Origin of the sequence: Agarivorans aestuarii (assembly GCF_019670125.1) — a bacterium.
Classification (GTDB): domain Bacteria; phylum Pseudomonadota; class Gammaproteobacteria; order Enterobacterales; family Celerinatantimonadaceae; genus Agarivorans; species Agarivorans aestuarii.
Map to the genome: position 1 here is coordinate 613950 of NZ_AP023033.1, position 26238 is coordinate 640187.

The 26238-nt window shown below is 42.5% G+C and carries 21 protein-coding genes; 18 read left to right on the plus strand and 3 right to left on the minus strand.

What is annotated here, in order from left to right:
- Positions 1-40 precede the first annotated feature (40 nt).
- The 13 genes from K5609_RS02895 to K5609_RS02955 all read left to right on the plus strand — a co-directional run bounded on the left by K5609_RS02895 (position 41) and on the right by K5609_RS02955 (position 15327).
- Complete coding sequence (locus tag K5609_RS02895) at positions 41-913, plus strand: carbohydrate ABC transporter permease (protein WP_152785611.1); 873 nt, start codon at positions 41-43, stop codon at positions 911-913.
- Positions 914-915: 2 nt separating this feature from the next.
- Positions 916-1851: a carbohydrate ABC transporter permease gene (locus tag K5609_RS02900; RefSeq protein ID WP_221075878.1), complete on the plus strand. Its 936-nt coding sequence runs from the start codon at positions 916-918 to the stop codon at positions 1849-1851.
- A gap of 8 nt (positions 1852-1859) precedes the next feature.
- Positions 1860-2465 carry a DUF624 domain-containing protein gene (locus K5609_RS02905; RefSeq protein ID WP_221075879.1) on the plus strand — a complete coding sequence of 202 codons (606 nt, stop codon included), beginning with the start codon at positions 1860-1862 and terminating at the stop codon, positions 2463-2465.
- Positions 2466-2470: 5 nt separating this feature from the next.
- Complete coding sequence (locus K5609_RS02910) at positions 2471-3688, plus strand: AGE family epimerase/isomerase (protein ID WP_152785605.1); 1218 nt, start codon at positions 2471-2473, stop codon at positions 3686-3688.
- Positions 3675-4757 carry an ABC transporter ATP-binding protein gene (locus K5609_RS02915; protein ID WP_221075880.1) on the plus strand — a complete coding sequence of 361 codons (1083 nt, stop codon included), beginning with the start codon at positions 3675-3677 and terminating at the stop codon, positions 4755-4757. The genes K5609_RS02910 and K5609_RS02915 overlap by 14 nt, the downstream gene beginning before the upstream one ends.
- Positions 4758-4945: 188 nt before the next feature.
- Positions 4946-5950 (plus strand): LacI family DNA-binding transcriptional regulator, encoded by a 1005-nt coding sequence (locus K5609_RS02920; RefSeq protein ID WP_152785601.1) that lies wholly within the window; start codon positions 4946-4948, stop codon positions 5948-5950.
- A gap of 148 nt (positions 5951-6098) precedes the next feature.
- A complete protein-coding gene (locus tag K5609_RS02925) occupies positions 6099-7463 on the plus strand; it encodes a phosphohexomutase domain-containing protein (RefSeq protein WP_221075881.1) in 1365 nt (454 codons plus the stop codon).
- Between the two features lie 13 nt (positions 7464-7476).
- Positions 7477-8469 (plus strand): glycoside hydrolase family 130 protein, encoded by a 993-nt coding sequence (locus K5609_RS02930; protein WP_221075882.1) that lies wholly within the window; start codon positions 7477-7479, stop codon positions 8467-8469.
- A gap of 8 nt (positions 8470-8477) precedes the next feature.
- A complete protein-coding gene (locus K5609_RS02935; RefSeq protein WP_221075883.1) occupies positions 8478-9647 on the plus strand; it encodes a glycoside hydrolase family 130 protein in 1170 nt (389 codons plus the stop codon).
- A 388-nt stretch (positions 9648-10035) separates the two neighbouring features.
- Complete coding sequence (locus K5609_RS02940; RefSeq protein WP_221075884.1) at positions 10036-11325, plus strand: carbohydrate porin; 1290 nt, start codon at positions 10036-10038, stop codon at positions 11323-11325.
- A gap of 86 nt (positions 11326-11411) precedes the next feature.
- Positions 11412-13412, plus strand: a complete 2001-nt coding sequence (locus tag K5609_RS02945; protein ID WP_221075885.1) for a methyl-accepting chemotaxis protein — start codon at positions 11412-11414, stop codon at positions 13410-13412.
- Positions 13413-13476: 64 nt separating this feature from the next.
- Complete coding sequence (gene manA, locus K5609_RS02950) at positions 13477-14658, plus strand: mannose-6-phosphate isomerase, class I (protein ID WP_221075886.1); 1182 nt, start codon at positions 13477-13479, stop codon at positions 14656-14658.
- 33 nt (positions 14659-14691) lie between these two features.
- On the plus strand, positions 14692-15327 hold the full coding sequence (locus tag K5609_RS02955) for a type VI secretion system-associated protein TagO (protein WP_221075887.1): 636 nt from the start codon (positions 14692-14694) through the stop codon (positions 15325-15327).
- Between the two features lie 27 nt (positions 15328-15354).
- On the opposite strand, the gene K5609_RS02960 is transcribed toward K5609_RS02955, so the two are convergent.
- Complete coding sequence (locus K5609_RS02960; protein ID WP_221075888.1) at positions 15355-16806, minus strand: MATE family efflux transporter; 1452 nt, start codon at positions 16804-16806, stop codon at positions 15355-15357.
- Here K5609_RS02960 and K5609_RS02965 point away from each other — a divergent pair.
- On the plus strand, positions 16799-17656 hold the full coding sequence (locus K5609_RS02965) for a helix-turn-helix transcriptional regulator (protein WP_221075889.1): 858 nt from the start codon (positions 16799-16801) through the stop codon (positions 17654-17656). The two genes, K5609_RS02960 and K5609_RS02965, sit on opposite strands and share 8 nt — an antisense overlap.
- On the opposite strand, the gene K5609_RS02970 is transcribed toward K5609_RS02965, so the two are convergent.
- The gene (locus K5609_RS02970) at positions 17653-18741 is read right to left on the minus strand and encodes an ABC transporter substrate-binding protein (protein ID WP_221075890.1); all 1089 of its coding nucleotides are present in this window, start codon (positions 18739-18741) and stop codon (positions 17653-17655) included. The genes K5609_RS02965 and K5609_RS02970 overlap by 4 nt on opposite strands.
- 117 nt (positions 18742-18858) lie before the next feature.
- On the minus strand, positions 18859-21054 hold the full coding sequence (locus tag K5609_RS02975; RefSeq protein ID WP_221075891.1) for a cellulase family glycosylhydrolase: 2196 nt from the start codon (positions 21052-21054) through the stop codon (positions 18859-18861).
- 454 nt (positions 21055-21508) lie between these two features.
- Here K5609_RS02975 and K5609_RS02980 point away from each other — a divergent pair, with 454 nt between their 5' ends.
- The 4 genes from K5609_RS02980 (at position 21509) to K5609_RS02995 (ending at position 26135) form a co-directional block, all read left to right on the plus strand.
- The gene (locus K5609_RS02980; RefSeq protein WP_221075892.1) at positions 21509-22093 is read left to right on the plus strand and encodes an NUDIX domain-containing protein; all 585 of its coding nucleotides are present in this window, start codon (positions 21509-21511) and stop codon (positions 22091-22093) included.
- A gap of 17 nt (positions 22094-22110) precedes the next feature.
- Positions 22111-22998: a sugar phosphate isomerase/epimerase family protein gene (locus K5609_RS02985; RefSeq protein WP_221075893.1), complete on the plus strand. Its 888-nt coding sequence runs from the start codon at positions 22111-22113 to the stop codon at positions 22996-22998.
- A gap of 285 nt (positions 22999-23283) precedes the next feature.
- Positions 23284-24273 carry an alcohol dehydrogenase catalytic domain-containing protein gene (locus tag K5609_RS02990; RefSeq protein ID WP_221075894.1) on the plus strand — a complete coding sequence of 330 codons (990 nt, stop codon included), beginning with the start codon at positions 23284-23286 and terminating at the stop codon, positions 24271-24273.
- 251 nt (positions 24274-24524) lie between these two features.
- A complete protein-coding gene (locus tag K5609_RS02995) occupies positions 24525-26135 on the plus strand; it encodes a glycosyl hydrolase (RefSeq protein ID WP_221075895.1) in 1611 nt (536 codons plus the stop codon).
- The last annotated feature ends 103 nt before the right edge of the window (positions 26136-26238 follow it).

Consider the following 26238-nt stretch of genomic DNA (forward strand, 5'->3'; position numbering starts at 1 on the left):
AAGTAAGTCTCGAGTTATGTCGGGCAGCATCGGAGAAACCATGTTTAACCTTACTCTTAAGCAGCAGCAGCGAATAATCATCGTAGCTTTTTTAGCTATACCGTTAGGGTTGTTGTTTACCTTTTCATACTATCCCGCGAGTCAGTTGTTCTACATGAGCGTGACCGATTGGGATGGATACGCGCCCGTTAAAAACTTGGTTGGCTTAGACAACTATCAATATATGGTTGAAGAGCCGGATATCTTGGGACCTTTACTAAACACTTTGTACTATTTTGTTGGTGCGGTGATTCAGCTGGTGTTGTCTTTGTGGTTTGCTGTTTTAGTTAATACAAAACTCGCAGGCCGAAACTTCTTTAAAACGCTGCTATTTATCCCCTTTGTTCTAAATGCCGTTGCTGCGTCGATGGTGTTTCAAATTTTTTATCAAGTGGATGGCGCATTCGATAACTTCTTAGCTGCTTTAGGTTTAGACGCTTGGATCATGCCCTGGTTGATGGACAGCGATGTTGTGAATTGGTCATTGGTTGGCGCTTCAGTGTGGCGTTACCTTGGTTTTAATTTAATCCTGTTTTTTGGTGTGTTGCAGTCTATTCCTCAAGACCAATACGAAGCGGCTAAAATCGAAGGCGCGGGTGAATGGGATCAGTTCCGCTACATAACTTTACCTTCTATTAAGTTAATTATCGGCCTTCAGGTATTACTCGCTTTTGTTGGTTCGCTATCTGTGTTTGAAATTCCAATGATCATCACCAAAGGCGCAAATGGTACTAAAACCTTTGTAATGGCAACTTTAGAAACAGCATTTAACTTCAACGACTTTGGTTTGGCGTCTGCAATGGCAGTATTTCTATTGTTGATAGTGGTGTTGTTTATGATTCTTCAAAAAGTATTGTTCGGAGATAAGGCATAATTATGAGTAGTCAGCAAGTTTCCTCTATGGCTCCCTCGGCCTCTTTACCTGCTCAGGTTAGAACTGAGGACGAGATAAAAAAAGCTCGCTTTATCGGTAAGTTGAAGCAGCCTCGCTGGGTATTCTGGACACTGTTTAAGTACATGACCTTAATACTGGCTTCTGTGGCTGTATTAGTGCCGCCGTTCGCTGTGCTATTGGCGTCATTTAAAACCTCAAAAGAGTATTACACCACCAGTAAAGTTGCGTTGCCTGAAAGCTTCATGAACTTTGATAACTACATCAAAGTGTTCGCTGACGGAGACTTAGGGTTGGCGTTTACTAACACCGGTACCATCTTAATTATTTCTCTGTTCTTTACGGTCGTTTTTGGTACCCAAGTTGCGTATGTATTATCGCGATTCAACTTTAAAGGCAAAAAGTTAGTGCTTCTTGCTTATGTTATTGCAATGGTGGTGCCCGCGGTAACTACCCAGGTTGCTACATTTGAGGTAATTAAAGCACTTAATTTAATCAACCATAAAGGCTCGGTAATCATGTTATACATCGGCGCCGATGTGGTCATGATTTACATCTTCTTGCAGTTTATGAAAGGTATCCCTGTTGAGTTGGATGAGGCTGCCAAAATTGAGGGTGCATCTTATTTCCTTATCTACAGGAAGATAGTTCTACCATTGTTAAAGCCCGCTATTGCTACGGTAATTATTCTGCGAACCATCTTCATTTATAACGACTTTTACTTTCCATTGCTTTATTTGCCAGAGAAGTCTCAAGTGACTGTATCTACTGCCTTATATAAGTTTACTTCGGTATTTGGCACCGAGTGGACCACTATTTCAGCTGGCATCATTATTATTTTGATTCCTTCTATCGTGGTGTTCCTTCTGCTGCAGAAGCAAATTTACGCTGGTGTAACAAACGGCGCAGTAAAAGGGTAATTGTAATTATGAGTCAAGCATCCCCACTAATAACTTTTTGCAACTGGTTCAGCCAACTGGTTGTGATGAATTTGTGTTGGATGCTGATGGTTGTATTGGGAGCTGGAGTGTTTGGTGTGATCCCTGCAACCAGCACCTTGTTGTTAATGCTCCGTCGTTACATGAATAAGGACAACAAAACCGGTTTTATTGATTTTTTTGGGGAATGGCGCAAAGAGCTAGTGGTTAGCAACATAGTTGGTTTACCCGTTGTGTTGATAATGTTTTCTCTAGGTTGGTATTTAAATTGGGCACTAGGCAGTGATATCGAATTATTGCAGCTGCTTAGTTTAGCTATTTTACCGTTGCTGGCATTTTTGCTGATGTTATTAAGTGCGTCAATTCTTCAAGGAAGCATATATCGAGCATCAGCAAAACAAAGATTTTCGCTAGCGCTGAGCCTATTGCGCAGCCATCCAGGCTTGCCATTTACGCTACTTTTAGTGAGTGCGTTGTGTGTTTTAGTGGGCCTGTTGTCACCCATTGTGTTTTTGTTGTTTGGCTTAACGCCAGCCGCCTTATTGGTAATGGCATGGTATATCCACAAATTTCCTGATTTAAAAAAAAGTAAATAAAAAATATGAAACTACAAGACTTTAAGCAAGAAATGGCGCACGAGGTAGATAATAATATCTTGAGCTTTTGGCTTGAAATGATAGACAAAGAAAATGGTGGTTTTCACTGTTTTGCTGATTTCAACGGAACTGTTGATAAAGAGCATGACAAAGCCGTGTTGTTGCATTCTCGCATACTATGGAGTTTTTCTGCTGCCCATCGAATTCTTCCAAATGATAAGTATTTAGCAGCCGCTAAACATGCCTATTTGTTCATAAAAGAACAAGCTTTAGATCGCGAGAACGGCGGAGTTTACTGGATGCTTGATAGTAAAGGTAAGGTGAAAGATCCGCAAAAGCATATCTACAATCAAGGCTTTGCCATTTATGCTCTAACTGAATACTTTCGCATAAGCAAAGATCTAGAGGCGCTTGATATTGCCAAAGGCTTATTTGAGCTTATTGAGTCAAACGCATACGACAAGGTCAATGGTGGTTATATTGAAGCGTTTGACCAGCATTGGCAGCCCATAGAAAACCACCTTGTATGTGATACCTCAGAAGAAGTTCTCGCTGAGAAATCGATGAACACCCACCTTCATATATTGGAAGCTTACGCAAATCTGCATCGAGTATGGCCCGATGAACTGGTTGAGCAACGCCTTAGCGAGTTACTAGTGTTGTTTCGCGACACCATTGTCGATGAAGATTTACACTTCGGGCTGTTTTTTAGTCGTGAGTGGCAGTGTGTATCTAAAGATGTGTCTTACGGGCATGACATTGAAGGAACGTGGTTATTAGACGACGCTGCCGCATGTATCAGCGATAAGCAACTCTCCGCGAGTATTTATGCGCTAACTACTAAAATGGCCGACGTGACCCTGCAGCAAGGTAGAGACGCTGATGGTGCTATTTTTAATGAGCTACAACACGGGAAAATGTTAGACAGCGACCGTATTTGGTGGGTTCAAGCGGAAGCCATGGTGGGCTTTTATAACGCCTTTCAAAAAGACTTTGACCCTAGATATTGGGCGGTCGCCCAAGACTGCTGGAAGATCATCAAAAACCAAATTGTAGATACAGAAAATGGAGAATGGCATTGGAAGACTGATCGCCAGGGTAACCCTTATACCGGCGAAGCAAAAGTTGAACCATGGAAATGCCCTTATCACAATGGCCGTGCGTGCCTAGAAATTTATTCAAGAATCACCAGTTATGAGGAAAATAGCTATGCATGCTGTTGAAGTTAAAGCGTTAAATAAAACCTACGGTAAAAATGTAATTATCGACGGTATTGACCTAGAGATGGAAGCCGGCGGGTTTACTGTTCTGCTTGGCCCGTCAGGTTGTGGTAAGTCAACCTTATTGCGCCTAGTTGCAGGCCTAGAAGATGTAACTGCAGGCGGCGTTTTTATCGGGGATAAAGACGTCACTTTAGAAGACCCGAAAAACCGCGATATAGCTATGGTGTTTCAATCTTATGCGCTCTTCCCGCATATGACTGTTTCTGAAAATATTGGCTTTGGCATGTTAATCAACAAAAAACCAAAGGCAGAAATAGAGAAGCGTGTTAAAGAAGTTGCTCAGCTGCTACAGATTGAACCTTTATTAGGTCGTACTCCGGCTCAATTGTCCGGGGGGCAACGTCAAAGGGTCGCAATTGGTCGCGCATTAATGCGTAATCCTAAAGTATTTTTATTTGATGAGCCACTAAGTAACTTGGACGCGAAACTGCGTGGTGAGATGCGCTTAGAACTTAAAAACCTGCACGCTAAATTAAACGCTACCATTTTGTACGTAACTCATGACCAAATCGAGGCGATGACTTTAGCTACCAAGATTGTGTTGTTAAATAAAGGAGAGATCCAACAAATTGGTACTCCTTATGAAATTTACAACCAGCCTAGCAATGTATTCGTCGCGAAATTTGTTGGTTCTCCTCAAATTAACTTATTAAAAGGTGAGTTAATGGGAGGCGAAGGTGACTGGAGTGTATTAGTTAATGATATCCAGATCCCTATTCCAAGCTATGAGTTTACTAAACAGCCCAAAAAGGGCATGCAGGTGTTGCTAGGTATTAGACCAGAGCATATTACCCAATCGCCGCTTAATAGTGCTTTTGAAACTGAGCTAACTGTATCAGCGTTTGAAATGACAGGCTCTGAAACATTAGCTGAGTTCGATATGCACGGTCAGCCAGTGAGAGCCAAGTTAGACGCAAATATTCAAATTAAGAATGGTGATAGCTTTGGTCTGCACTTTAATCTGCAAAATATTTCGTTATTTAATGCAGAAACAGAGACCAGATTGTAATAATCATTCCTTATGGAAAGTTTGTTTTTCGGTTAATCGAACAAGTATTAACCGAAAACTTTGACATGATTCGTAACTTTTGCATTTATAGGTGAGTATTCTATCCATACCCTTGTTACTAAAGGGGGGGTGTGAGACCATTTTGGTTGAAATCGTTACGAATTTATGTAGAGGAAGTGAAGGTAATCATGGCAAAGGCAACGTTAAAAACTATTGCAGAATATACGGGTTTGTCTGTCACTACAGTGTCAAGGGCACTGAAAGACGGTGATGATGTAAAGCAACCTACCAAAGAAATAGTTAAGGCAGCCGCTAAAAAGCTTGGTTATCGACCCAATCCCTCTGGTGTTGGCCTACGCACTGGCATTAACTACAATATTTGTGCAATTTTGCCTGTAACCAAGCCAGGCGATATTGTGGGCGACGTAGGCTCACTTGCATTGATTGAAGGTTTCACCGCTGCACTTAAGGGAACGCCTTACCATCTAACTGTATTGCCAATGGCTCCGGATGAAGACCCTATGGAGCCGGTTAGGTATGCATTCGAAAATAACCTTTGTGGTGGCATGATCTTCAACTTGACCAAAACTCAAGATGAGCGGGTAGCTTATCTGCATGACAACGAGATTCCGTTTGTCACTTTTGGCCAAACTGAAATGAGTATTGAGCACCCATATGTCGATATCGACAACCACGATATGGCTTATAGAGCGGCCAGGCAGCTTTACGAGCAAGGGCGCAAAAATATTCGTCTGTTAAGTTCTTCTCATGATTATACCTACGCATGGCATAAGTACTATGGTGCGCGTCGAGCCGCTAGAGAGTTTGGTTACGATTTTGAGATTGAAAAAAACATCATTTTCGATTCGGACGTTGATGACTATCGCAAGCTTGGCAACAAGCTTATGTCGGGCGAACAAGCTCCTGATGGCTTAATTTGTGGTTCTGAAATAAGTGCCTGTGGTTTGTTGGCTGGGATCCAAGATACAGGCAAGACTATTGGTGACGATATTGATGTGGTGTTGGTAGAGACCTGTGACCTACCAAGCTTTTTTATGCCGCCAATCTCAGGCTACAGACAAGACTTTCACCAAGTGGGCCGAAAGTTGATTCAACACTTGCTGCGCCGAATTAACGGCGAACCGGTTAAGCATCTGCAAACCTTACAAAAAACGGTTTATTATCAACGCTAAACGGTATAGTGAACTGATTCGCGTGACTTGTCGTTTTAAACGAAAACGAGTTACAAGTCACATTCCCTAGTTTTTAGCTTACATTCTCTTGAATTAAGCTTTTCATATCGTAAAATGGTAACGTTACGATTTTGGAGTGAATAAGACCATGCATAATACATCTGCTTTTAAAGCTTACGACATTCGAGGTAAGTTACCTGAGCAACTAAATAACGATTTGTCTTATCGAATAGGTAGGGCGTATGCGGATTTTCTTAAACCTAAAAAAGTTGCTGTAGGCTACGACATTCGCCTTAGTAGCCCAGAGTTGGCCGAGTCAGTTATCAAAGGCTTAAACGATAGTGGTGTAGAGGTTTTGGAGTTAGGTTTAGTTGGCACTGAAGAGGTATATTTTGCCACCGACCATCTAAACCTAGACGGCGGAATAATGGTTACAGCTAGTCATAACCCTAAAGATTACAACGGCATGAAGCTGGTAAAGGAATCTGCTAAGCCGATTAGCGGAGATAGCGGCCTCAATGAAATTAGAGCCTTAGTCGAAAGTGCTGATTATTCTGCCCCTGTAGAGTCTATTTTTGCTGGGAAATCGAAACGTTACGACATTTCTGAAGAATATACTCAACACCTACTAAGCTTCATTGAAGCTGCTAAATTAAAGCCGCTTAAAGTTGTTGTTAATGCTGGCAATGGTGCGGCGGGCCATATGCTTGACAACTTAGAAGAGCATCTTCCGTTTGAGTTTATCAAAGTAAATCACCAACCTGATGGCAATTTCCCAAATGGAATCCCTAATCCATTATTGCCGGAAAATCGTGAAGACACTCGCAAGGCGGTGGTAGCGCACAAGGCAGATTTTGGTGTCGCATGGGACGGAGATGTAGATCGTTGTTTCCTGTTCGACGAAAACGGCGATTTTATCGAGGGGTATTACATCGTTGGTTTGTTGGCCAAAGCATTTTTAACTAAACAGCCTGGTTCTAAGATCATTCATGACCCGCGTTTAACTTGGAACACCATTGATATCGTGGAAGCAGAAAAGGGTGAGGCAATACAAAGTAAAACCGGTCACGCCTTTATTAAAGAGCGGATGCGAGCCGAAGACGCAGTATATGGTGGTGAAATGAGTGCGCACCATTACTTCCGTGATTTCGCTTATTGCGACAGTGGCATGTTGCCATGGTTGTTGATCGCAGAGCTGGTATCCAATGGAGAGCAATCTTTATCGCAATACGTAAAAGAGCAACAAGCCAACTTCCCTATTTCTGGGGAAATCAACAGCACCTTAGGTTATGCAAAAGCTGCGGTTGACGCTGTACTGGAAGCATTCAAAGAAGAAGCCTTAGTTGTAGACAAAACCGATGGCATCAGTCTTGAGTTCGAACAGTGGCGCTTCAACTTACGAAGTTCTAACACCGAGCCGGTGGTGAGGCTGAATGTGGAGTCGCGTGGCGACCAAGAGTTGATGAAACAAAAAACACAACAAATTTTGACTATTTTACAAAAATTTAAATAAGCTGGAGTAAGCAATGACTGTAAAAATTTTGGGAGCATCCCTACCAAATATTCCTTGGGAAGATCGCCCGGCAGATTGCCAAGATGTAATGTGGCGCCATAGCAAAAACCCGATTATTGGTTGGAATCCGTTTCCAGCTGCAGCCCGTGTTTATAACAGTGCTGTAGTACCGTTCAACGACGGTTTTATTGGTGTATTCCGCTCAGACTACAAAAACGGTCGCCCACACTTGCATGTTGGTTACAGCCAAGACGCTTTAAGCTGGGAATTTGAAGAGGAGGCTATTCAGTGGGTAGATGCTGAAGGTAAACCTTTCCAGCCAAGTTATGCTTATGACCCTCGCGTAGTTAAGCTAGATGATACCTATTATGTTACCTGGTGTACTGATGACCACGGTGCAACCTTAGGTATGGGCATGACTAAGGACTTTAAAACCTTTACTCGTCTAGAGAATGCTTGCGTGCCGTTTAACCGTAATGGTGTGTTGTTCCCACGTAAAATTAACGATCAATATGTTTTGCTTAACCGCCCCTCAGACAGCGGTCACACACCGTTTGGTGATGTGTTCTTAAGCCACAGTAACGACATGGAGTACTGGGGTAAGCACCGCCATGTAATGGGTAAAGGCGGAGAAGGTTGGTGGCAAGGTACTAAAATTGGTGCCGGTCCAATTCCGATTGAGACTAGTGAAGGTTGGTTGATGATTTATCACGGTGTTTCAGGTACTTGTAATGGCTTTGTTTACAGTATTGGTGCTGCCATTCTAGATATCGATGAGCCTTGGAAAGTTAAGTACCGTACTCGTGATTACTTATTAACTCCAGAAAAAGAGTATGAAACAGCTGGCTTTGTGCCAAACGTTGCCTTCCCTTGTGCTGCTTTAGCAGATGCAGATACTGGCCGTATTGCAATTTACTACGGCGCAGCAGATACCTATTCAGCTGTTGCTTATACCCAAGTTGATGAGTTGGTTGAGTACATCAAGAACAATTCTGAAGTTTTCTAGAGGTTAATATGTCGGTATTTCAACAACGATTAACAATGCTGCAGGCAGAGCACCAGCACTTACACGCTAAAGTAAATCAAGCAGAATTGCCTGGGAATGGGGTATTTTTACGCTACAAAGATCCTGTTTTGACAGCCGCGCATGCACCGTTAACTTGGCGCTATGACTTAAATGCTGAGACCAATCCTTATTTAATGGAACGCCTTGGAATTAATGCAGTGCTTAATCCTGGTGCAATTGAATTAGATGGCAAGTTTTACATGGTTGCCCGCGTTGAGGGCCATGACCGTAAGTCATTCTTCGCAGTGGCCGAAAGCAGCAATGGTATTGATGGTTTTACCTTTTGGGATAAGCCCTGTGAGATTGGCGAAACAGAAGTGCCTGATACCAATGTGTACGACATGCGTTTAACGCGTCATGAAGATGGTTGGATTTATGGCTTGTTCTGTACAGAACGTAAAGACCCAGAAGCTGCTCCTGGAGACGAGTCGTCTGCAGTAGCGCAGTGTGGCATCGTTCGAACAAAAGACTTAAAAACTTGGGAACGTCTTGCTGACCTAAAAACTAACTCTGCACAGCAACGAAACGTAGTTCTGCACCCAGAGTTTGTTAATGGCAAGTATGCTCTTTACACTCGCCCTCAAGACAGCTTTATTGAAGCCGGCAAAGGCGGTGGTATTGGGATGGCGTTTGCTGACTCAATGACTGAATGTGTAGTAGACATTGAGCATGTGATTGAGCCAAAAACCTATCACACGATCAAAGAGTCAAAAAATGGTCAAGGGCCTGCACCGATGAAAACCGATAAGGGTTGGTTACATATTGGTCATGGTGTTCGTAATACAGCAGCCGGTTTGCGTTATGTATTGTATTGCTTTATGACCGACCTTAATGACCCGATGAAAGTAACTCATCGACCAAGTGGCTACTTCTTAGCTCCGGAAGGAGAAGAGAGAGTGGGCGACGTTTCTAACGTCGTGTTCTGCAACGGCATGGTAGCGCGAGAGAATGGCGAAGTGTATATCTATTACGCTTCTTCAGATACTCGTTGCCATGTACTTACTACTAGCATTGACCAGCTAGTAGATTATGTGACCAACACGCCAGAAGATCCGTTAACCTCTGCTGGTTGTGTTAAGCAACGAATTGCCTTGATTGATCGCAATTTAGCGCTTTAGTAAGTTCCTTTGTATCTAACAAAGCGGCCACTGGCCGCTTTTTTCGTATCGATACCATAGGCGCTTCAATCCTCATGAAATAATCGTAATTAAAGTCATTACTGTTGTGAATGGTGTGATCTGCATCTCATTCGTAACGTTGCGTTGTGTTTTGTTTTTGTCATGCTTATTTATATTTTGTTTTTATTTTACAGTTGCTTAGGTGGATTCCTTATAGTGTTTTTGTTTTTGTGACATTTTTATTGAATGAAAAATGTGATCAGAGATCGTAACGTTGCCATTTTTTGTTGTTATTATGGCTTTGCCTTTTTCAATAGGTCCGCTGCGCAGTACTAATAGGGAACATAGCAGCGGGTTGAATTTTTCCTTAACGATAAGATGGAACGATATGAAAAGATCAATTCTAAACAAAAGCATATTCCTCGCATTAGCTTGCGCTGCTGGTTCTGCTTCTGCTGTAAGCACCGACTTTGGCATGCATGGCTACATTAAAAGTGGCTTGTTAATTAACTCTGACGGCACCCGTGCGGAGCGTATCGGACTTTGGAGCGATACTGCGAAATTCCGTTTAGGTAACGAACACAATACCAAAATTGAGTTACTGCCAACCGTTACTATGACAACTGACGACGGTGTAATTGCCCGCGTTCGCGCTAACTTAACCCACGAAACAACCTGTACTGCAGATTGGAACTGTGTTGATGCAGATGGCCATGAAATACAATTCCGTGAAGGTTTTGTAGAGCTTGAAAACGTTGCCTTTGCACCAGGTGTTGTTTGGTGGGCGGGTAAGCGTTACAGCTCAAGCAATGCTTCAAACCACCAATATGACTGGGAGTACATTCAATACAACGGTACTGGCGGTGGTGCAGATAAAATCGACCTAGGTTTTGCTCGCTTAGATGTAGGTGTATACGCGTTTATGCCTAGCGACCGTAACTCTGAAGATCCAGTAGATGGAACGGTTCAGGGATATTCTGACGATTTCTCGCTAAATGTTTGGCTTAAGGACATTGGTGGCATTGGCTTAGATTTACAAGCTGTTGGCCACACAATGGAGCAACACCCTTGGCATTCAAACGCAGCAGAAGATGGCTTAGGTCTTACTGCCATTTATAACTTCAATGGTTTCTACAATTTTGCTAACGGTTACTCACGTGCAGTACTTCAATATGGTGAAGGTTTAGCTGCTGGCGATTCACTAGGTAAAAATGGTTGGGGCTTTGCTAACAGCAAAGGCACTAAATCATGGCGTGGTGTGCTAGATGGCCTAGCAAGCTTTGGTAACTGGGATGTATCAACTTTTGCTTTCTACCAGCAAGACAAAGACTACAAACCTTGGAGCAACGTTGTTGAGGGCGAAGGTGACGACGTAAATCGTTGGGCTGTAGGTGTGCGTCCATTCCACCAAATCGCACAAAACTTCGCGATGCAATACGAAGTAGGTTACGAGTACTTCGACAACACAACCACAGACCAAAAAGGTGGATTAGTTAAAGCGACCATCGCGCCAACTATCACCTTCGAATCTGGCTTCTGGAGCCGTCCACAAATCCGTACTTTCGTAACTTACGCTAAGTGGGATGACGAAGTAGGTGATCGCATTGGTTCTAGCTATACACGTGATGGCCAAACTGACACTTGGAACTTTGGTGTGCAGGGTGAAGTTTGGTTCTAAGCCAGCAAACACCTAATACCTAATAAAAATAATGGGGAGCCCATGAGCTCCCCTTTGCGCTCTCAGCAACAACTTTGGAGAGTTCTATGCGTATTACGATTCAAATTCTCATCTCATTCGCCATCGTATTAGGCTTATATGCAGTATCTACCGGTATTGCTGTTAAGCAGACTAATCAAGCTAAACAAGACATTCTTGTGCTGATGGAAGATTCAGCTAAGTTAGACCAAGCCTCGAATCAACTACGACTAAACCTATCTAATTTTCAACAATCCATTCTAGAGCTGGTTCAAGCTAAAGACGTTTCTTTGCAGGCAAGTTTTGCAGAAAAGAACAAGCAGATACTCAATGCCATTAGCGAGGTATATCAGCAAGGGTTATTGCAGGTTTATCTTAGTGAAGACCAACAACAACAATTTACCCAAGATTTAACCGAGCTTCGCTCGCTGGCCAAGTCTATTCAAAGCGAACATTTTGAAAGCTTAGTCTTAGCAGAGCAAACGCAAACACTTCGTAATGAGTTATCTAACCAGGTAGCAACTGCCGATTCAGTGCTTGATAGAGTCACAGCTAGATACATTAAAGACGACTATTTTTTACGAAAAGAGCTTGAGGAATATACAGACTTAAGGGATGCCCTGCTCGACATGAGCTACCGAGCATTCTTTGCCGATAGCAGTGAAGACGCTCTACAGCTTGACAATGCTATTAGTTCAGCCGAAGAGAATTACCTAGATCTGCTGGAAATCATCTTAGAAGACTTCCCAGCCTTAAATAGCGAAAAAGACTTTTTAAACGCCAGTCAACAAATCACCAAGTTCCTATTTAGTGAGAATCGACTCACCTATTTGTTGGTCGCTCAAACCTCCGCCAGCGAAGATGCAGAACTCGAGTTGGCTGAGCAACAAGGCATTTTGTTCCGAATGAACGAACTGGTTGGCAATGTAAGTGCACAGCTTAAAACAGAGAGCCAACAAAATAGCCAACTAATTGCAGGGAGCCTCGATACTGTTAGCAATATTCAACTAGCCGTTATGCTGCTTTGCTTGCTAATTGTATTGGTTATTGGCTTTGTGCTTACTAGGAGTATTCGCCAGCCACTAAACTATTGCTTAGAGAAAATGAGTTTGTTGGCGGCAGGTGATTTTAGTCAACAAATTAGCACACATTGGCCTAAAGAGTTTTCTGAACTTACTCAACAATTGCAAAAAATCATACACACCAACAGTCGATTGTTTGAACAGATCAAACATCATGGTAGTGATATTTATGACATCTCCTTAAACAATGCAGAACAAACAACCAAAGTAAAAGAAAGTGGTGATGAACAGTTGGCTGCGGTTTCTAGGATCTCAAGTGCTGTTTGTGAACTAGAGCAAACCAGTAGCCACGTTAGAGAGCTTACTCAAAACCATCTGGAGCAAAGTCGCGAAATTAGCAAGATAGCTGAATCGGGCGGTGTGGCTATTGAAGCAAACAACCAAAGTAATACTGAGCTACAAAGCCAAATCGAAACCAGTTCACAAGTTATTGATGAAGTTTTCCAACAGAGTCAAGACATCAGTCAGATCTTAGAAGTCATCGAAAACATCGCCAATCAAACTAATTTGTTGGCGCTTAATGCGGCTATCGAAGCAGCCAGAGCAGGCGAACAAGGGCGTGGTTTTGCGGTGGTTGCTGAGGAAGTGCGTGACTTGGCAAAACGCACCACCCAGGCAACGGGTCAAATTCAAGACATGATTGAGCAATTACAAACCGCATCGCAAAAGGCGGTGAGTAATATGCAGCAATGTGACCAGCACATGAAAGTTAATTTTGAAGCCGTGCAAGACAGCAAACAAAGCATTTTCGACATCAATGAATTGCTGCACTCCTTAGAGAAAGACGTGAATTTTATTTCTCAATCAACCCAAGAGCAACACAGTGCTTGTGCAGAGATTTCCGAGTCTTTAGAGGGCATCGCTCTAGCGTTTTCTGAGAGTACCGCCACCTCAGCAGATGTGGCAGAGCAAAGCCAAATTCTGGCTCAACGCACTCAAGAACAGCAAGCTGAATTAACCCAAATACGAACCCTCAAGTCTACTTAGGCGCATTAAGTAAAAAGACTTTGTTAACACACTTTTGAATTACTCCATATTTAACGAGGAAAAGATGATAGAAATTAAGGGTATTGAACAACATTATGATTGGGGTGGGGAGTTCTATATTCCTTTATTAACTGGTCAAGAACACGCCTCGGGCGAGCCGATGGCCGAACTTTGGCTTGGCGATCACCCTAATGGCGTGGCAACCTTGACCAATGGTATACCACTTACCGATTGGATGGCCGCAGATTATCAGGGGCGCTTGGGAGACTCATGTATAAAACACTATGGGAAGCGTTTACCATTTTTGCTTAAAGTGTTAGATGTAAAAGCTCCGCTTTCTATTCAGGTTCATCCGACTAAAAAGCAAGCTGAAAAGGGTTATGACCTAGAGCAAGGCTTATCAATTGAGCCTAGTAAACGCAATTATAAAGATGCTAACCATAAGCCGGAGTTAATGCTGGCCCTTTCCGATTTTTGGCTGCTACATGGCTTTAAATCAGAGAAAGAAATTACCGCATTGTTAAGCAAAGAACAAAGCTTAGAAAGCTTATTGTCTCCATTTACCGAGGGTGGAACCAAGCAGCTAGTGAGTTACATTTTTGCATTGTCTGCTAGCGAGCTAGCCCCGCTTATTATGCCAATTGTGAATCGATATTTAGATGCTTATCAGGAGAATCGTTTATCTAAGAATAATGCCTACTTCTGGATGATGAGAGCCTATATGAGAGCCGCTTCAGCAAACGCTCAACTCGAGGCAGGTTTGCTGATGGTACTGCTACTTAACCTTTGTTATGTAGCTAAAGGCGGCGTTATTTTTCAGGATGCCGGTATCCCACATGCTTATTTAGAAGGTCAAAACATTGAGTTAATGGCAAATTCCGATAACGTGTTGCGTGCAGGTTTAACCAGTAAACATGTTGATCCGAAAGAACTATTAAGCATTGTTAACTTTGATCCCGTTAAAGCAGAAAGTATTTCGCCTATTGCTAAAGACGGCGGCTTAGAGTACCCCGTTCCGGTAAATGATTTTTGCCTAACCGAGTATCGCTTACAAGCCGGAGAGTCATTATCTCTTCCCGAGAATCCAGGCCCCTGTATTTGGTTTGTTTTAAGTGGTGAAATGACAGTGAATGGGCAAGATAAGTATTGGCGTAATGGTAGCGCTTTTTACCAAGAACCCGGCAATACAAGCACTATTTACGCGCAAACCGAGTTGGTTATATACAGGTCTTCCGCCAAACTATAGTCTAAGTGTTAATGATAAACGCGAGAGGGAATTATGAGCAAAAAAGGATGGATAACGGCCTTACTGTTAACGGCTCCTTGGGTTCATGCTGCGGAACAAGGTTCATTGAATCGTTGTGTTGCCGTGGTTGACCATTTGGAGCGCTTACAATGCTATGACAGTACAATGAGGGAGCTGCAGAATAAAGATAGTAGCGCTCAAACTGAAGCTGTTGACAATACTGCTGTTGTGGCTGTTGCTCCGCTTGTTGCAACTGGAGCGTGGACCTTAAAGCGCGATGCTGAGGATGAGGAAAACAACTTAATTGCTCAGTTAAAAGTCGACCCGACTGATTCAAGCGCGCCTCAAGGCACAAGCTTGAGCATAAAATGCCGGAAAGGAAGCGCTGAGATTAGTATCGCTTGGCTGGCTTATATAGGGCGTGACGTTTATGTCACTTCCGGAGAAAAAGGCCAAAAGGGCAAGCGCGAGAATTGGCGTTTAAAAGATAATGACACCACCAGTGTTTATCCATTCGATAGCCAAGACTTAATTAATCGATTATATGGAATGGATTACTACTTAGCGCAAGTGCAGCCGGTGAGTGACGGTGCTTTGGTTGCTAGCTTTAATGTCTCCGGTCTAGAAGAAACCCTTAGACCACATAAAGACTTATGTGGTTTAAAATAAAGCCAAAAGCGTCTACGGGCGCTTTTTTTAGCCTACTTGCTCTGCAGTAAGATTGTTTTGCCAAGCTTTGGTAAAATAATGTCTAAAGCACAGTACTATTTTAATCGCCTCTTCAACAAACATCACTGCATATACCCAATGAAATGGCCATTCCGCCCAGAAAGCGGCTATAGCAGTGAGTGGCAAGCCAAACAACCACATAGCTAAAAAGTCGGTGCGTAAACAAAACTTGTTTTCGCCTCCTGCTCTAAGTACTCCGTGAATAACCATTAAATTGAGCATTTTCAACCACATAGCGCCGGCCATAATTAATAGTGCAGGTTTGGCTATAGGTAGCACCTCAGGCTGATCGAGGTTCAACCAGCTCAAAATAGTAGCATTGTTTAGTATTATTACTAAGCCAATGGCTAAACTACCAACTAGAGCAATTGCGATGAATTGAATAGATACTGAGTAGGCTTGGTCAAAATTGTCTTGCCCTAATTGCTGTCCTACAACTACTGAGCAAGCCACTCCCATACCAAAAAATAAGGAATGACTTAAAGACTCAAATGGACCAAGCATACTGAATACGGCAAGCTCTTCTGTTCCCATTCTTCCAAAGATTATTTGATAGCTAAGTGTGCCTATAGCCCAAAGCAGCGAGTTAAAGACTAACGGAACGGCGAGTTTTCTGTATTTAGTACGCAGTGCCGGCATTGTGCCTGTGCAGGGAGTAAATAGTAGCCAGTGTTTCATCCGAAGAAGTACCAACCCCAATACCATTAATTGGATTACTCGCGCGACTGTTGTTGCTAGGGCTGCTCCAGCAACTCCGAGCGCCGGCACACCTGCTCCTCCATGAATAAACCAATGATTTAAACCAATATTCAAAAAGATGGTAAAAGCAGCCATGAATAATGGTAGCCAAGTTTGACCGCTAGCTCGCATACTAGATTCTGTGCCGATCACAAAGTGGGTGAGAATTAGCATTGGCAGGCTAACTAGCAAGTACTCACTCCCCACAGATATGACTAGGCTGGAATCGCTTTGCATACTCATCATCTGCTTAGAAAATAGGCCAACACATAAAGATATTGGGAGCAGTAACTTAACACCGTTTATGAGTGTGATAACGGTGATTGATTTGGCTTCACCTATGTTTCCTTTTCCCCAATATTGAGCGACAAGAGAGCCGTTAGCATTGGCTAGCCCTGCCATTATCATTATGATTACAAAATGCCATTTACTGGCCGCGCCAACTGAGGCAGTAGCGCCATGTCCTAAACCACTTACCATTAAAACATCGGCTAAAGAAAGGCAGGCAACCAAGGCTGTTTGTAGAGCAACAGGCAAGGCTAACTGAGTAAAGTTGTGTAGCATATTGGGATTATGGGAACGAGTTTTTGCTAACATGATAAACGCCTCTAGGTAAACGCCAATAATGTAAGCTAGTATGCCTACTTTATACATGTTGAATTCAGGCGGTTTGATGTCCATTCCAATCATTGAGGGTAGGTATAAAGACCGGGTTAGTATGCACGACTCTTGCAGAGAGCGTTTTATTACCCAACAGAAAATTGTTGGATTACATGAACAAGAAATCTATATGGCGGGCCTTGCCGACATGCGAGAGCAGTATTTGGTCGAGCGCAAAGGCCCTAGTATGCATACCTTGCTGTTTACCTTACAAGGTCAAGGCTTACTGGAGACCTGCAATGGTTCTCAGTTGCTTACAGCAAACTCCTTAGCGGTACTACCTGCGGGAAAGCCATTTAGGTTTTTTATTGGTGATGACGTTAATCACTGGCAGATGGCTTGGTTGCTGTTAGATGTGAAAAGGTTGTGGTTGGGTAGCCAACTAAATGAGCAAAAAGTGGTAGCCAGTGAGTATGCTGAGAGTGTTTGGGCTTTATTAAGCTTAATGATTGCTTCGCACTGTAACCCGTTAAAACAAAGCTTATGGTTGAGTGAACTCGTGACTAATTTAGAAAGTGCCTTGTTACTTGGAGCAGGGCAAAACACCGCTCAACAACGAGTGAAGTCTGCCTTTGAGCAGGTGTCATTGCAGCTGCATCAAAACTGGACGGTAAAAGATATAGCTAGTTTGAGTTGTTTAAGTGAAGCGCATTTAAACAGAGTTTCAACTAGGCTGTTCGAACGCTCTGCATATCAACACCTTATTTACTTAAGGATAGAGAAGGCTCAAGAGCTGTTACGTTATAGTCAATGGAGTTTAGCGATTATTGCCACGCACTTGGGATATAGCGATGCTTACAGCTTTTCTAAGAGCTTTAATCAAGCCGTGGGGTGTTCTCCCAAGGTGTATAGGTTGAGAAATGCTGGTTAATCTTTAATTAGCAGTTTTATACCGGTTGGAAAAAATGCAGCTTCAGATGTAGTTAATATGCTCATCTTTTTAAAGTTTATATTATTCCAGTTTGCTTGTTGAAGCTGATGAACAAGTAAAGGATCGTGCTGAGTAACTAGGTCGACCTGAATATTAGGCATATTGGCTAGCAGTTGCTTGTTTACTCCATTGAAATAATCGTAAAGGTAAACTATAGCAGAAGCGGCTGCTAATACTTGCCCACCGGCACTAACATGATATTCGCCTTTTAGCATTAGTGGAAAGATATCAAGTTGCCAGTCAACCCCTCCAATTATTACATCAATACCAGGCCTCAATCCCATTTCTACTAGTGCTTGATGAGCACCCAGTGCGTTGCTATCAGATGCGCACCATATGATCTTGGTATCTGGAAATCGTTTTAGTAGCTTAAGGGTTTTAGCTTTGCTGGTAGCTTGGCTCCAGTTGGTATGAGTAATTTGATTAAGTTTTACTTCACTTGTTTCTTCTAGTGCATCAAGGAGACCTTGGTTTCGTAGTGCTGATATCTCATCATGCCTTCCTGATAGGGCAACTAGCTCTATCGGGGGGGGGAACATACGCTCTGCTTCTTTAAATAGGCTTAAGGCTAATTTGTAGCCACTTTCATGATCGTTAAAGCCTTTTTGAGTTAACCAGTAGCTAAATTTTTCTCTAGGGTAGCCTAAGTTCTTATAGTCGCGTTCGTCTAAAGAGTTTTCTAATGTGATAAATGGAAGTTGTAGCTGTTCTAAGGTAGAAAAAAGAAGAGCGTTATCATCACCGCTACTGGCCATAAATATGACAGCATCAATTGGAGTGCTTTTATCCTCTAAAGCTTCAAAAATAGGGTACAGGGCGCTTCGTTTCTTTTCATTTACTCTTTTGTATATGACCTTAATATTAAGTTGCTGGGCTGCGATAGCAACTAGTTCTTGAGCTTTATCCCAATTGGGCTGCCCCTTTTGTGCTGGATTAATAAATAATATGTTCAGTGCCCAAGATAGCGGAGAGAAACAAAGCAGAGTGAACATCAAAAAAAAGGATAAATATTTTATTTTGAGCAAATTTAACTCCCTATGTAGTATTAATAGATAGTCTTTTGCCTTAGAAAGTGTAGACCGAATAGGCTTATAACGAAAATAAAAGGAGTAGCAATTTTGCTACTCCTTAGAGACGGTGTTTTAATTGTCTATCTGAATGTTATCGATAGTAATCTCCACATTAACGGCAGCATCGCCAGAGCCTGCATAAAAGGCAAGGCCTAGCTCTTGAACGTTGCTAAGTGCTCCGTCAACAGGAAGTGTCCAGCTAACTTCTGTCCACGTATCTGCTGTTAGATCTGTCCAAGGTCCTTCATTCCAGGTAAAACCTTCACCAGTCTTAGCAAATACTTTGCCGCCAGTAATGCCACTTGCTACCGCTTCGCTAGATAACTTAACCATGAAGCTAGCTGCACTTAAGGTACCACTGCCGCCAACAGCTTGAACAAAGTTAGGCTTCTTCTCTGCCCCTGCTTCATTAACGGTCATTAGTACTGCTTTAGAACTATCTACGCCGCCGTCAGTTGTTAGTGAAAGGGCTACCGTTCCACTGCTATCCGACGTGCCAGAAAGCTCTGTAGGTACGCTGTCATTCGCTTCAAAGTCATAGGTAAAACTTGGTTCTACTGGCGGCTCTGGCAACTCCGCTTGAGCGAGTAAGCTTACATCATCAAAGTAGATTGCTACCCCATCAGCGGCCGCACTGTTTTCACCGGCATAAATTTGTACACCTAACTCACGAATGTCGGTTAACACTGTCGCTGGTGTCCATGAGAACAAGGTCCATTCGCCTACATTGGCGTTAAACCAATCACCTTCTGCCCAAGTCCATGCGTCACCGGTTTTAACAAAGATCTTACCACCGCTATAACCTGCGTCTGCTGCGGCTTGAGGAATTTTAACCCAAACGTTCACTGTTGCCACTTCCGGCATGGTTTGAGGATCAACAGGAAGTAAGAGGTTGGTTTGCTTCTCTCCTTCGGCTTCCGTTGCACGCAAACTTAGTGCGTTACTATCGCTTCTTCCTTCAGCTGCGGTTATCTCTAGCTGGCCACTACCAGAACTATCTGAAGAGGAACTAAACCCAAATGGCACCTCACCGTCTTCGAAATCATAGCTCGAGCCTGCACTTGGGTCTGGAGCATCGGCTCCGCTAAGGGCTCTAACACAGTTCAAAACTGAAGCTTGATATTGGTTTGTCCATTGCCAAGAGATCCCGCCTGCGTATTCATTTTCACTTAGTCTTACACATAGTTGCTCTTCGCCGATGGGGTCACCAAAGTAGTCAAATTCAGCTGGCTTATATGCATCTTTATCTGCGAAGAACTCGCCAATAACTACGGGTTTATCTAACTCCCAATAACTGGCTTTGTGGTAGAACGGAGACCAAGTACCTTCTTTTCCTTGGTCGTCGTAATAGTGAGGCGCATAAAAATCTAGCGCGGCATTATCACCACCCAAAGCAATCATGTTGGCATCAGAGTAATGGTTAGTACCTCCAAAACCATCAGCATTAAGTAAGCCAAGAGATTTAGGTCCAGTCGTTACAAGTACCTGTTCACCCAGTTCATCAGCTTTGTTATGGATGGCATTACTTAAAATTGCAGTAGTTGTGTGAATGTCGTTGTAGTCGGGGACTAGAGCGCTGTCTAAGCTTTCACGGTCAATAAACCAAGATTCAGTCATGTTTTCTGGTTCATTAAATAAATCTATTGCCACTAAAGCTGGGTGGCCTGCAACTCGGTCAAGTAATGGGTTTAAGAAGTTGTCGATGTAACCTTGAAGCACATTTGAGTCTGTTAGTAAGGAGTGGTTAGCGCTTAATACTTGATTGGTCATGTTCGCCTGAGTTGCCGCTAACATGTCAAATGACCACAAACATGGCATTACATAAATGCCTTTTGCTTGCGCAAGATCTAAAGCTCGCTCTATGTCGTCGATAACTTGCTGCTGATCTGCTGCAGGTGCAATAGCGCTGCGGTCAGCGTTCCAAACTGGGCTTTGGGTTCCATTTACGTGTATCCACCATCGAATGGTGTTACCGCCTGCTTCTTTCACTTGGTCAAGCATATGGTTTAGTTGGGTTTCATCTAAACCTTGGCCAAAGTCTTCAGCAAAGCTAAGCCATGCTACATTCACACCGTTAAGGTAAATATCGTTACCTTGATAAGAGATAGTATTTACACTGGTTCCGTTACCACCAGGGGATTCGTAACCTGGTTCTTCACCTCCTCCACCATTTGAAGGGTCATTAGCATAGCTTGCATCACACCCAGTAAATTGGGTAGCAACTAATGCGAGTGTTAACGCTGAAGCGATTTTGTTTATCCTGAACATTTCTAATCCTTAATAACTACATTGATCGTAACGTTATCTTTATGTCGCTTAAACAAGGCTTTAGTGACATAACTATCGTTAGTTTTTATGGAAGAGTGATAACGTTGTCACTTTTCTCTGATGTTCTCTTGTGTGTACTAGTCATTCTATATATGACGCTATCTAATGTATGATCAATTAGCTTTTAGCTTAATCGAATCGTTACGATTGTGTGTGTTTGATCAGCTTTTTCTAACAAAATAGTTTGATTGCATACAGTTTTGTGATTTCACTCAAACTATTATACATTAATCGTAACGTTACGGTTGGTTGGGTGCTATGGTATTTGTGAAATGTGTTTTAAGCGCTTTCAAAGTTAATACATTTCATTAGCTATTTGTAGCATCCTTTCTTTTTTTTCGGATTCTTTCCAAGCCGCTGTCTTTAGCGGTTTTTTTTTGCCTAAAGGTTAGTGATGAGTGATACCAAAGTAGAAATTTTAAAAAGGCTGGTACTATCAAAGTGTTGGTATACCTACTCTAAGTATTCGTATCGTTATAAAGCAAAGGCTAGCGCTTGGCGAACTCAGCATCGTGAGGTACTTAATAAAGGAGATGGCGCAGCGGTTTTGTTATTTAACTACTCGAGAAAAACAGTGGTACTCGTTAAACAATTTCGTTTACCTACCTATTTAAACGCTCACTCTACTGGTCTAATGATTGAAACTTGTGCTGGTGTATTAGATGGAATGTCTCCTGAAGAATGTATTAAAAAAGAAATACTCGAAGAAACCGACTTTATTATTGATGATCCAGAACCTGTAATGACAGTTTATATGTCTCCTGGCGCTGTGACGGAAAAAAACTACTTGTTTGTGGCTGATTATTCAGGTGCTGAGCGGCCTAACTTGGGTGGAGGGCTCGCCAGCGAAGAGGAATTTATTGAGGTGTTAGAGCTTCCTTTTGAGCAAGCTTATTCGATGTTTGAGAATGGCGAAATCGTTGATGGCAAAACCATTATGTTGTTGCAGTATGCAAAGCTAAATATATTTTTCGATTAAGTGGGGAGATTGAATTAATGGAAAATAAAATTGAATTAGGCTTATCACAGTGGGCGTTCCATCGGGCTATCTTAGGGGATAGTAGAGACAACTACGATAAATACTTAGCTACTCTGCAAAATGACCCAGAAAAAGTACTTCGCGGAAGTATGGCCAACCGAGACATTGTCGAGCAAGCACTCCAACTAGACGTGAAGGTGGTTGACCTGGTTAATTTATTGTTTTTTTCGAGAGTATCAGATGTTCAGTGGCTACGTAGCTGGAAACAGGATGCTGAACAGCAAGGGGTGCGATTTGCTTGTTTGATGTGTGACGAGCTGGGTCATTTGGCTGCGAGTAGTGTGAAAGAAAGGCAAAAATCAATAGAGCTGCATAAACAATGGCTAACGGCCGCTGCAGAGTTAGGCTGTTCTCAGTTGAGAGTAAATGCTTATGGTGACGGTAGTTACTTACAACAACTTCGCCATTGTAGTGAAAGCTTAAAGGTATTATGTGATTCGGCAGCATCGATGGGTATTAGTATTGTGGTGGAGAATCATGGTCATCCATCGAGTAATGGGGCTTGGTTGGCGATGCTAATTGAAAGTGTTGAGCGGGACAACACGGGAGTTTATATCGATTTTGATAACTTTTTTATGGGAGGTTGGCATCATTCGCCAAAGCGTTTGTACGACCGTTATCAGGGTATGGAGGATCTAGCTAATATTACGGTAGGCGGCAGCGCTAAATCTTACGCTTTTGATCAGAGTGGTAATGAAACAACAGTCGATTTTGCTAGATGTGTGAGTATTTTGACGGAGGCAGGATTTAGTGGTGTGTTATCTGCTGAATATGAGGGTGATCTTCATTCCGAGTATGATGGCTCAGCTAAAACTCTGGCTCTGCTTAACAAGGTGCTGAATTAGCAAATAACTCGTTCAAGTATTTAACAACCAGAACTATATACTGGGCTTAACTCGCTTTTGTTTTTTTGGGTGAGGCTCGGTATTACATACCTGCAATATTTACTATCATTTTGACTAAATTTTCCCTAGAAAACTGATTCACTTACCACCAATTACTCTCTTTGTTACTACCGATTCTGTTGCTGTTGCAACTTAGCTACGAAGTGGTAATCTTTATTCGTAACGTTATCATTATTGTTTTGTGATGATAATTTGATGTTTGCCATTTAAGTAGTAAGGTTGAATATGCACTCACTTCCTAATCAGTCCAAAGCATGGACATTTACCACCGATATATCAGAGCCACAAGACATGGACTTGCGTTGGCTTGCCCTTAATAAACCGCAGGGAACCGACGTTGTTGTTGAAAACAAGGCTATCTCCTTAAATCCCGTAGATTGGAAAATAATCCACCCCGGTATGGTGGGGAGTGATGGGTATAAAGTTTCTGGTGTTGATGGGGCGGGGGTGGTTGTAGCAGTGGGCCCCGAGTCTGATATTAATGTTGGAGCGCGAGTTGCTTATCATCAGTCTTTGTCTCGCCAAGGCTCCTATGGGGAACATGCTGTGGTCGACGGTCGTTTAGTTTTTGAAATTCCTAGTGATGTGGATTTTCATGTGGCGACAGCTCTTACCTGCACAGGCTTAACCGCGTGGCAGGCTCTTGAGAAATTACCCACTTCTTGTGGGTCATATTTATTGGTTAATGGAGCCGGTGGCTTGGTAGGTAGACTGGCTGCAGAAATAGCTGTAAATAAAGGATTTAATGTAGTTGCTGTTGCGGATAGCCAGCATCATGAAGCATTGAAACATGCCGGTGTTACGCAATGTTTTGACTATAAGCAATCTGGTTGGCGTCGCGATTTGGGCGCGTTTTTGTCGGCGCAGCCTGCGTTTGCCGCTATTGATACTGTAAACCGAGCAAGCGCTGAAAGCCTGTTTAATTTTGTAGATGTAAATGGTCATATCGTTACTATCCAAGATCGTTTTGAGAAAAATCCATTTCCGAGCTTTGATAAGGCTATTTCGATTCATGAAGTAGCCTTAAATGTATTTAACAAACACTTCTCTCCACGAGAAATGCGTAGTTTGAGGCGTGGTTTTAGTACCTTAGTTAGGGACCACCAACTAGCTGTAAACTCTCGACTATCAACCATCTCTTTTGATGAAATTCCTGAGGCTTTAGAGAAGCTTAAAGCAGGCTTAGCATCTACAAAATTTGTCGCTATTTTGTAAGGACGTCTAGTTTATTGGGCTCCATATTTGGCGGTTTATTTTGTTGAAAGAGCCATTTGTAAAATAAGTAAATACTGTACTTAGTTGAATCCATATCAAATAAATATAAAAAGCTTGAGCTTGCTCAAGCTTTATTTTTTTTAGTTTGCTTTAAGTCACAATCGAAACGTTACGAATTTGTTTATATTTGCCGTGTAAAAAAGTTGGCATGCGCAGCCTTTGTATTCACGTAACTAATGGATTTGACGAAAATGAATCAAGTTAAAAAGAAGTTGTTAGTAGCCTCGCTAGCTGCAATAAGTGTAGCTAGTTCATTCGGACTGGCAGCAGATACTTATACCTTGAGTAATGCTTCTTCTACACAAACAACGGCTGACATCTACAATTGGATTGCCCACTTACCTAACCGAAATACTAACTCTTTGTTAAGTGGGGCTTTTGGAGGTTATGCCAACGTATCTGACTCTAATGGATTTTCAAGTTCTGAGTCAGATAACATTAATGCTTTAGCCAGCCAACGACCTGGTATTTACGCTTGTGATTATGCCAGAGGCTGGGATGTGACTGCCGCAGGCAGTGAAAGTGACTTGATAAACTATAGTTGTAATGCCCAACTGATTTCTCACTGGCAATCGGGTGGTTTAGTGCAAATTAGCAACCATCTACCAAACCCTATATTTGAAGGGAATATTGCCTACTACAACGATTCAGGTAAAGCGGTTGGAGGACTCAATTCAATCGTCTCAAATGATGACCTTGCCAAATTATTAGTCGATCAGTCAGCTGAACGGATCCGTTGGTTGGCTATTTTAGACAAAGTAGCAGAAGGCCTACAAGAGTTAGAAGATGCTGGTGTTCCAGTCATCTATCGCCCACTACACGAAATGAATGGCGAGTGGTTTTGGTGGGGAGCCACCTCTTACAACTCAAGTGATCAAACTAGGCAGCAGCTTTATGTGGACCTATACAAAGACATGTTCGACTACTTTACCAACACCAAAACTCTAAACAATCTTATTTGGGTGTATTCGCCCGATGCTAAACGCAATGCTAAAACTGCTTTTTATCCAGGCAGTGCTTACGTTGATATTGTTGGTTTAGATGCCTATTTAGATGACTTTAGTTTGATGAACGGCTACTGTGAAATGCTAAGTTTAAACAAACCCTTTGCTTTGGCTGAAGTGGGTCCTGACCAAAACAAGGGCCAATTTAACTATCACGAAATGATCAAGGTGATAAAAAGCCACTTTCCTCAAACAAGTTACTTTATTCCATGGAATGATGTTTGGAGCCCTACTAACAACTTGAAAACCAGTGAAGCCTTTAATCACGATGCTGTGGTTAATTTAGGTGAGATATGGGAAGGCGAACACCTCTCGAGTATTGTTGAAACTGCCCCTTTTCAAACAGAAGTTCTTTATGATTTTGAAAGTGGAACCGAGGGGTGGGGAAGTGAGTCTCAAAGTGTATCTGGTTATTGGGCTGTTAATGAGTGGGCGTGTTCTGGAGGGCAATCACTTAAAGCCAATATTGAGTTAAAGAATGATGATACATTTGATCTAAAGGTGGCTTCGGCCTTAGATCTTTCGGATAAAAACTCTCTTTCAGTACTCGTGCGTTTGGCCTCTTGGGGTAACGTTGGTTCTGGCCTCAAAGCTAAATTGTACCTCAAAACTGGTCCAGAATATCAATGGTTTGACGGTGGAGAGCTGACCATTACCAATGGGCAAACAAACACTGCAATACTTGATTTGAATACGGTTGTTAATCGAAACGATATCAGGGAGCTGGGTATTTATTTCTCGACCGGTTCAGCAAGTGGTTCAACGGCGCTATATATCGATAAGGTACTTGCCTATTAGCACCATTTTTAGAGTTATAGCGGCAACTCCAATGAAGTTGTCGCTTTTCATCTTTTTTTTGAAGGAGCATGCATAATTTACATACTTTTGTGATCTTAAGGTT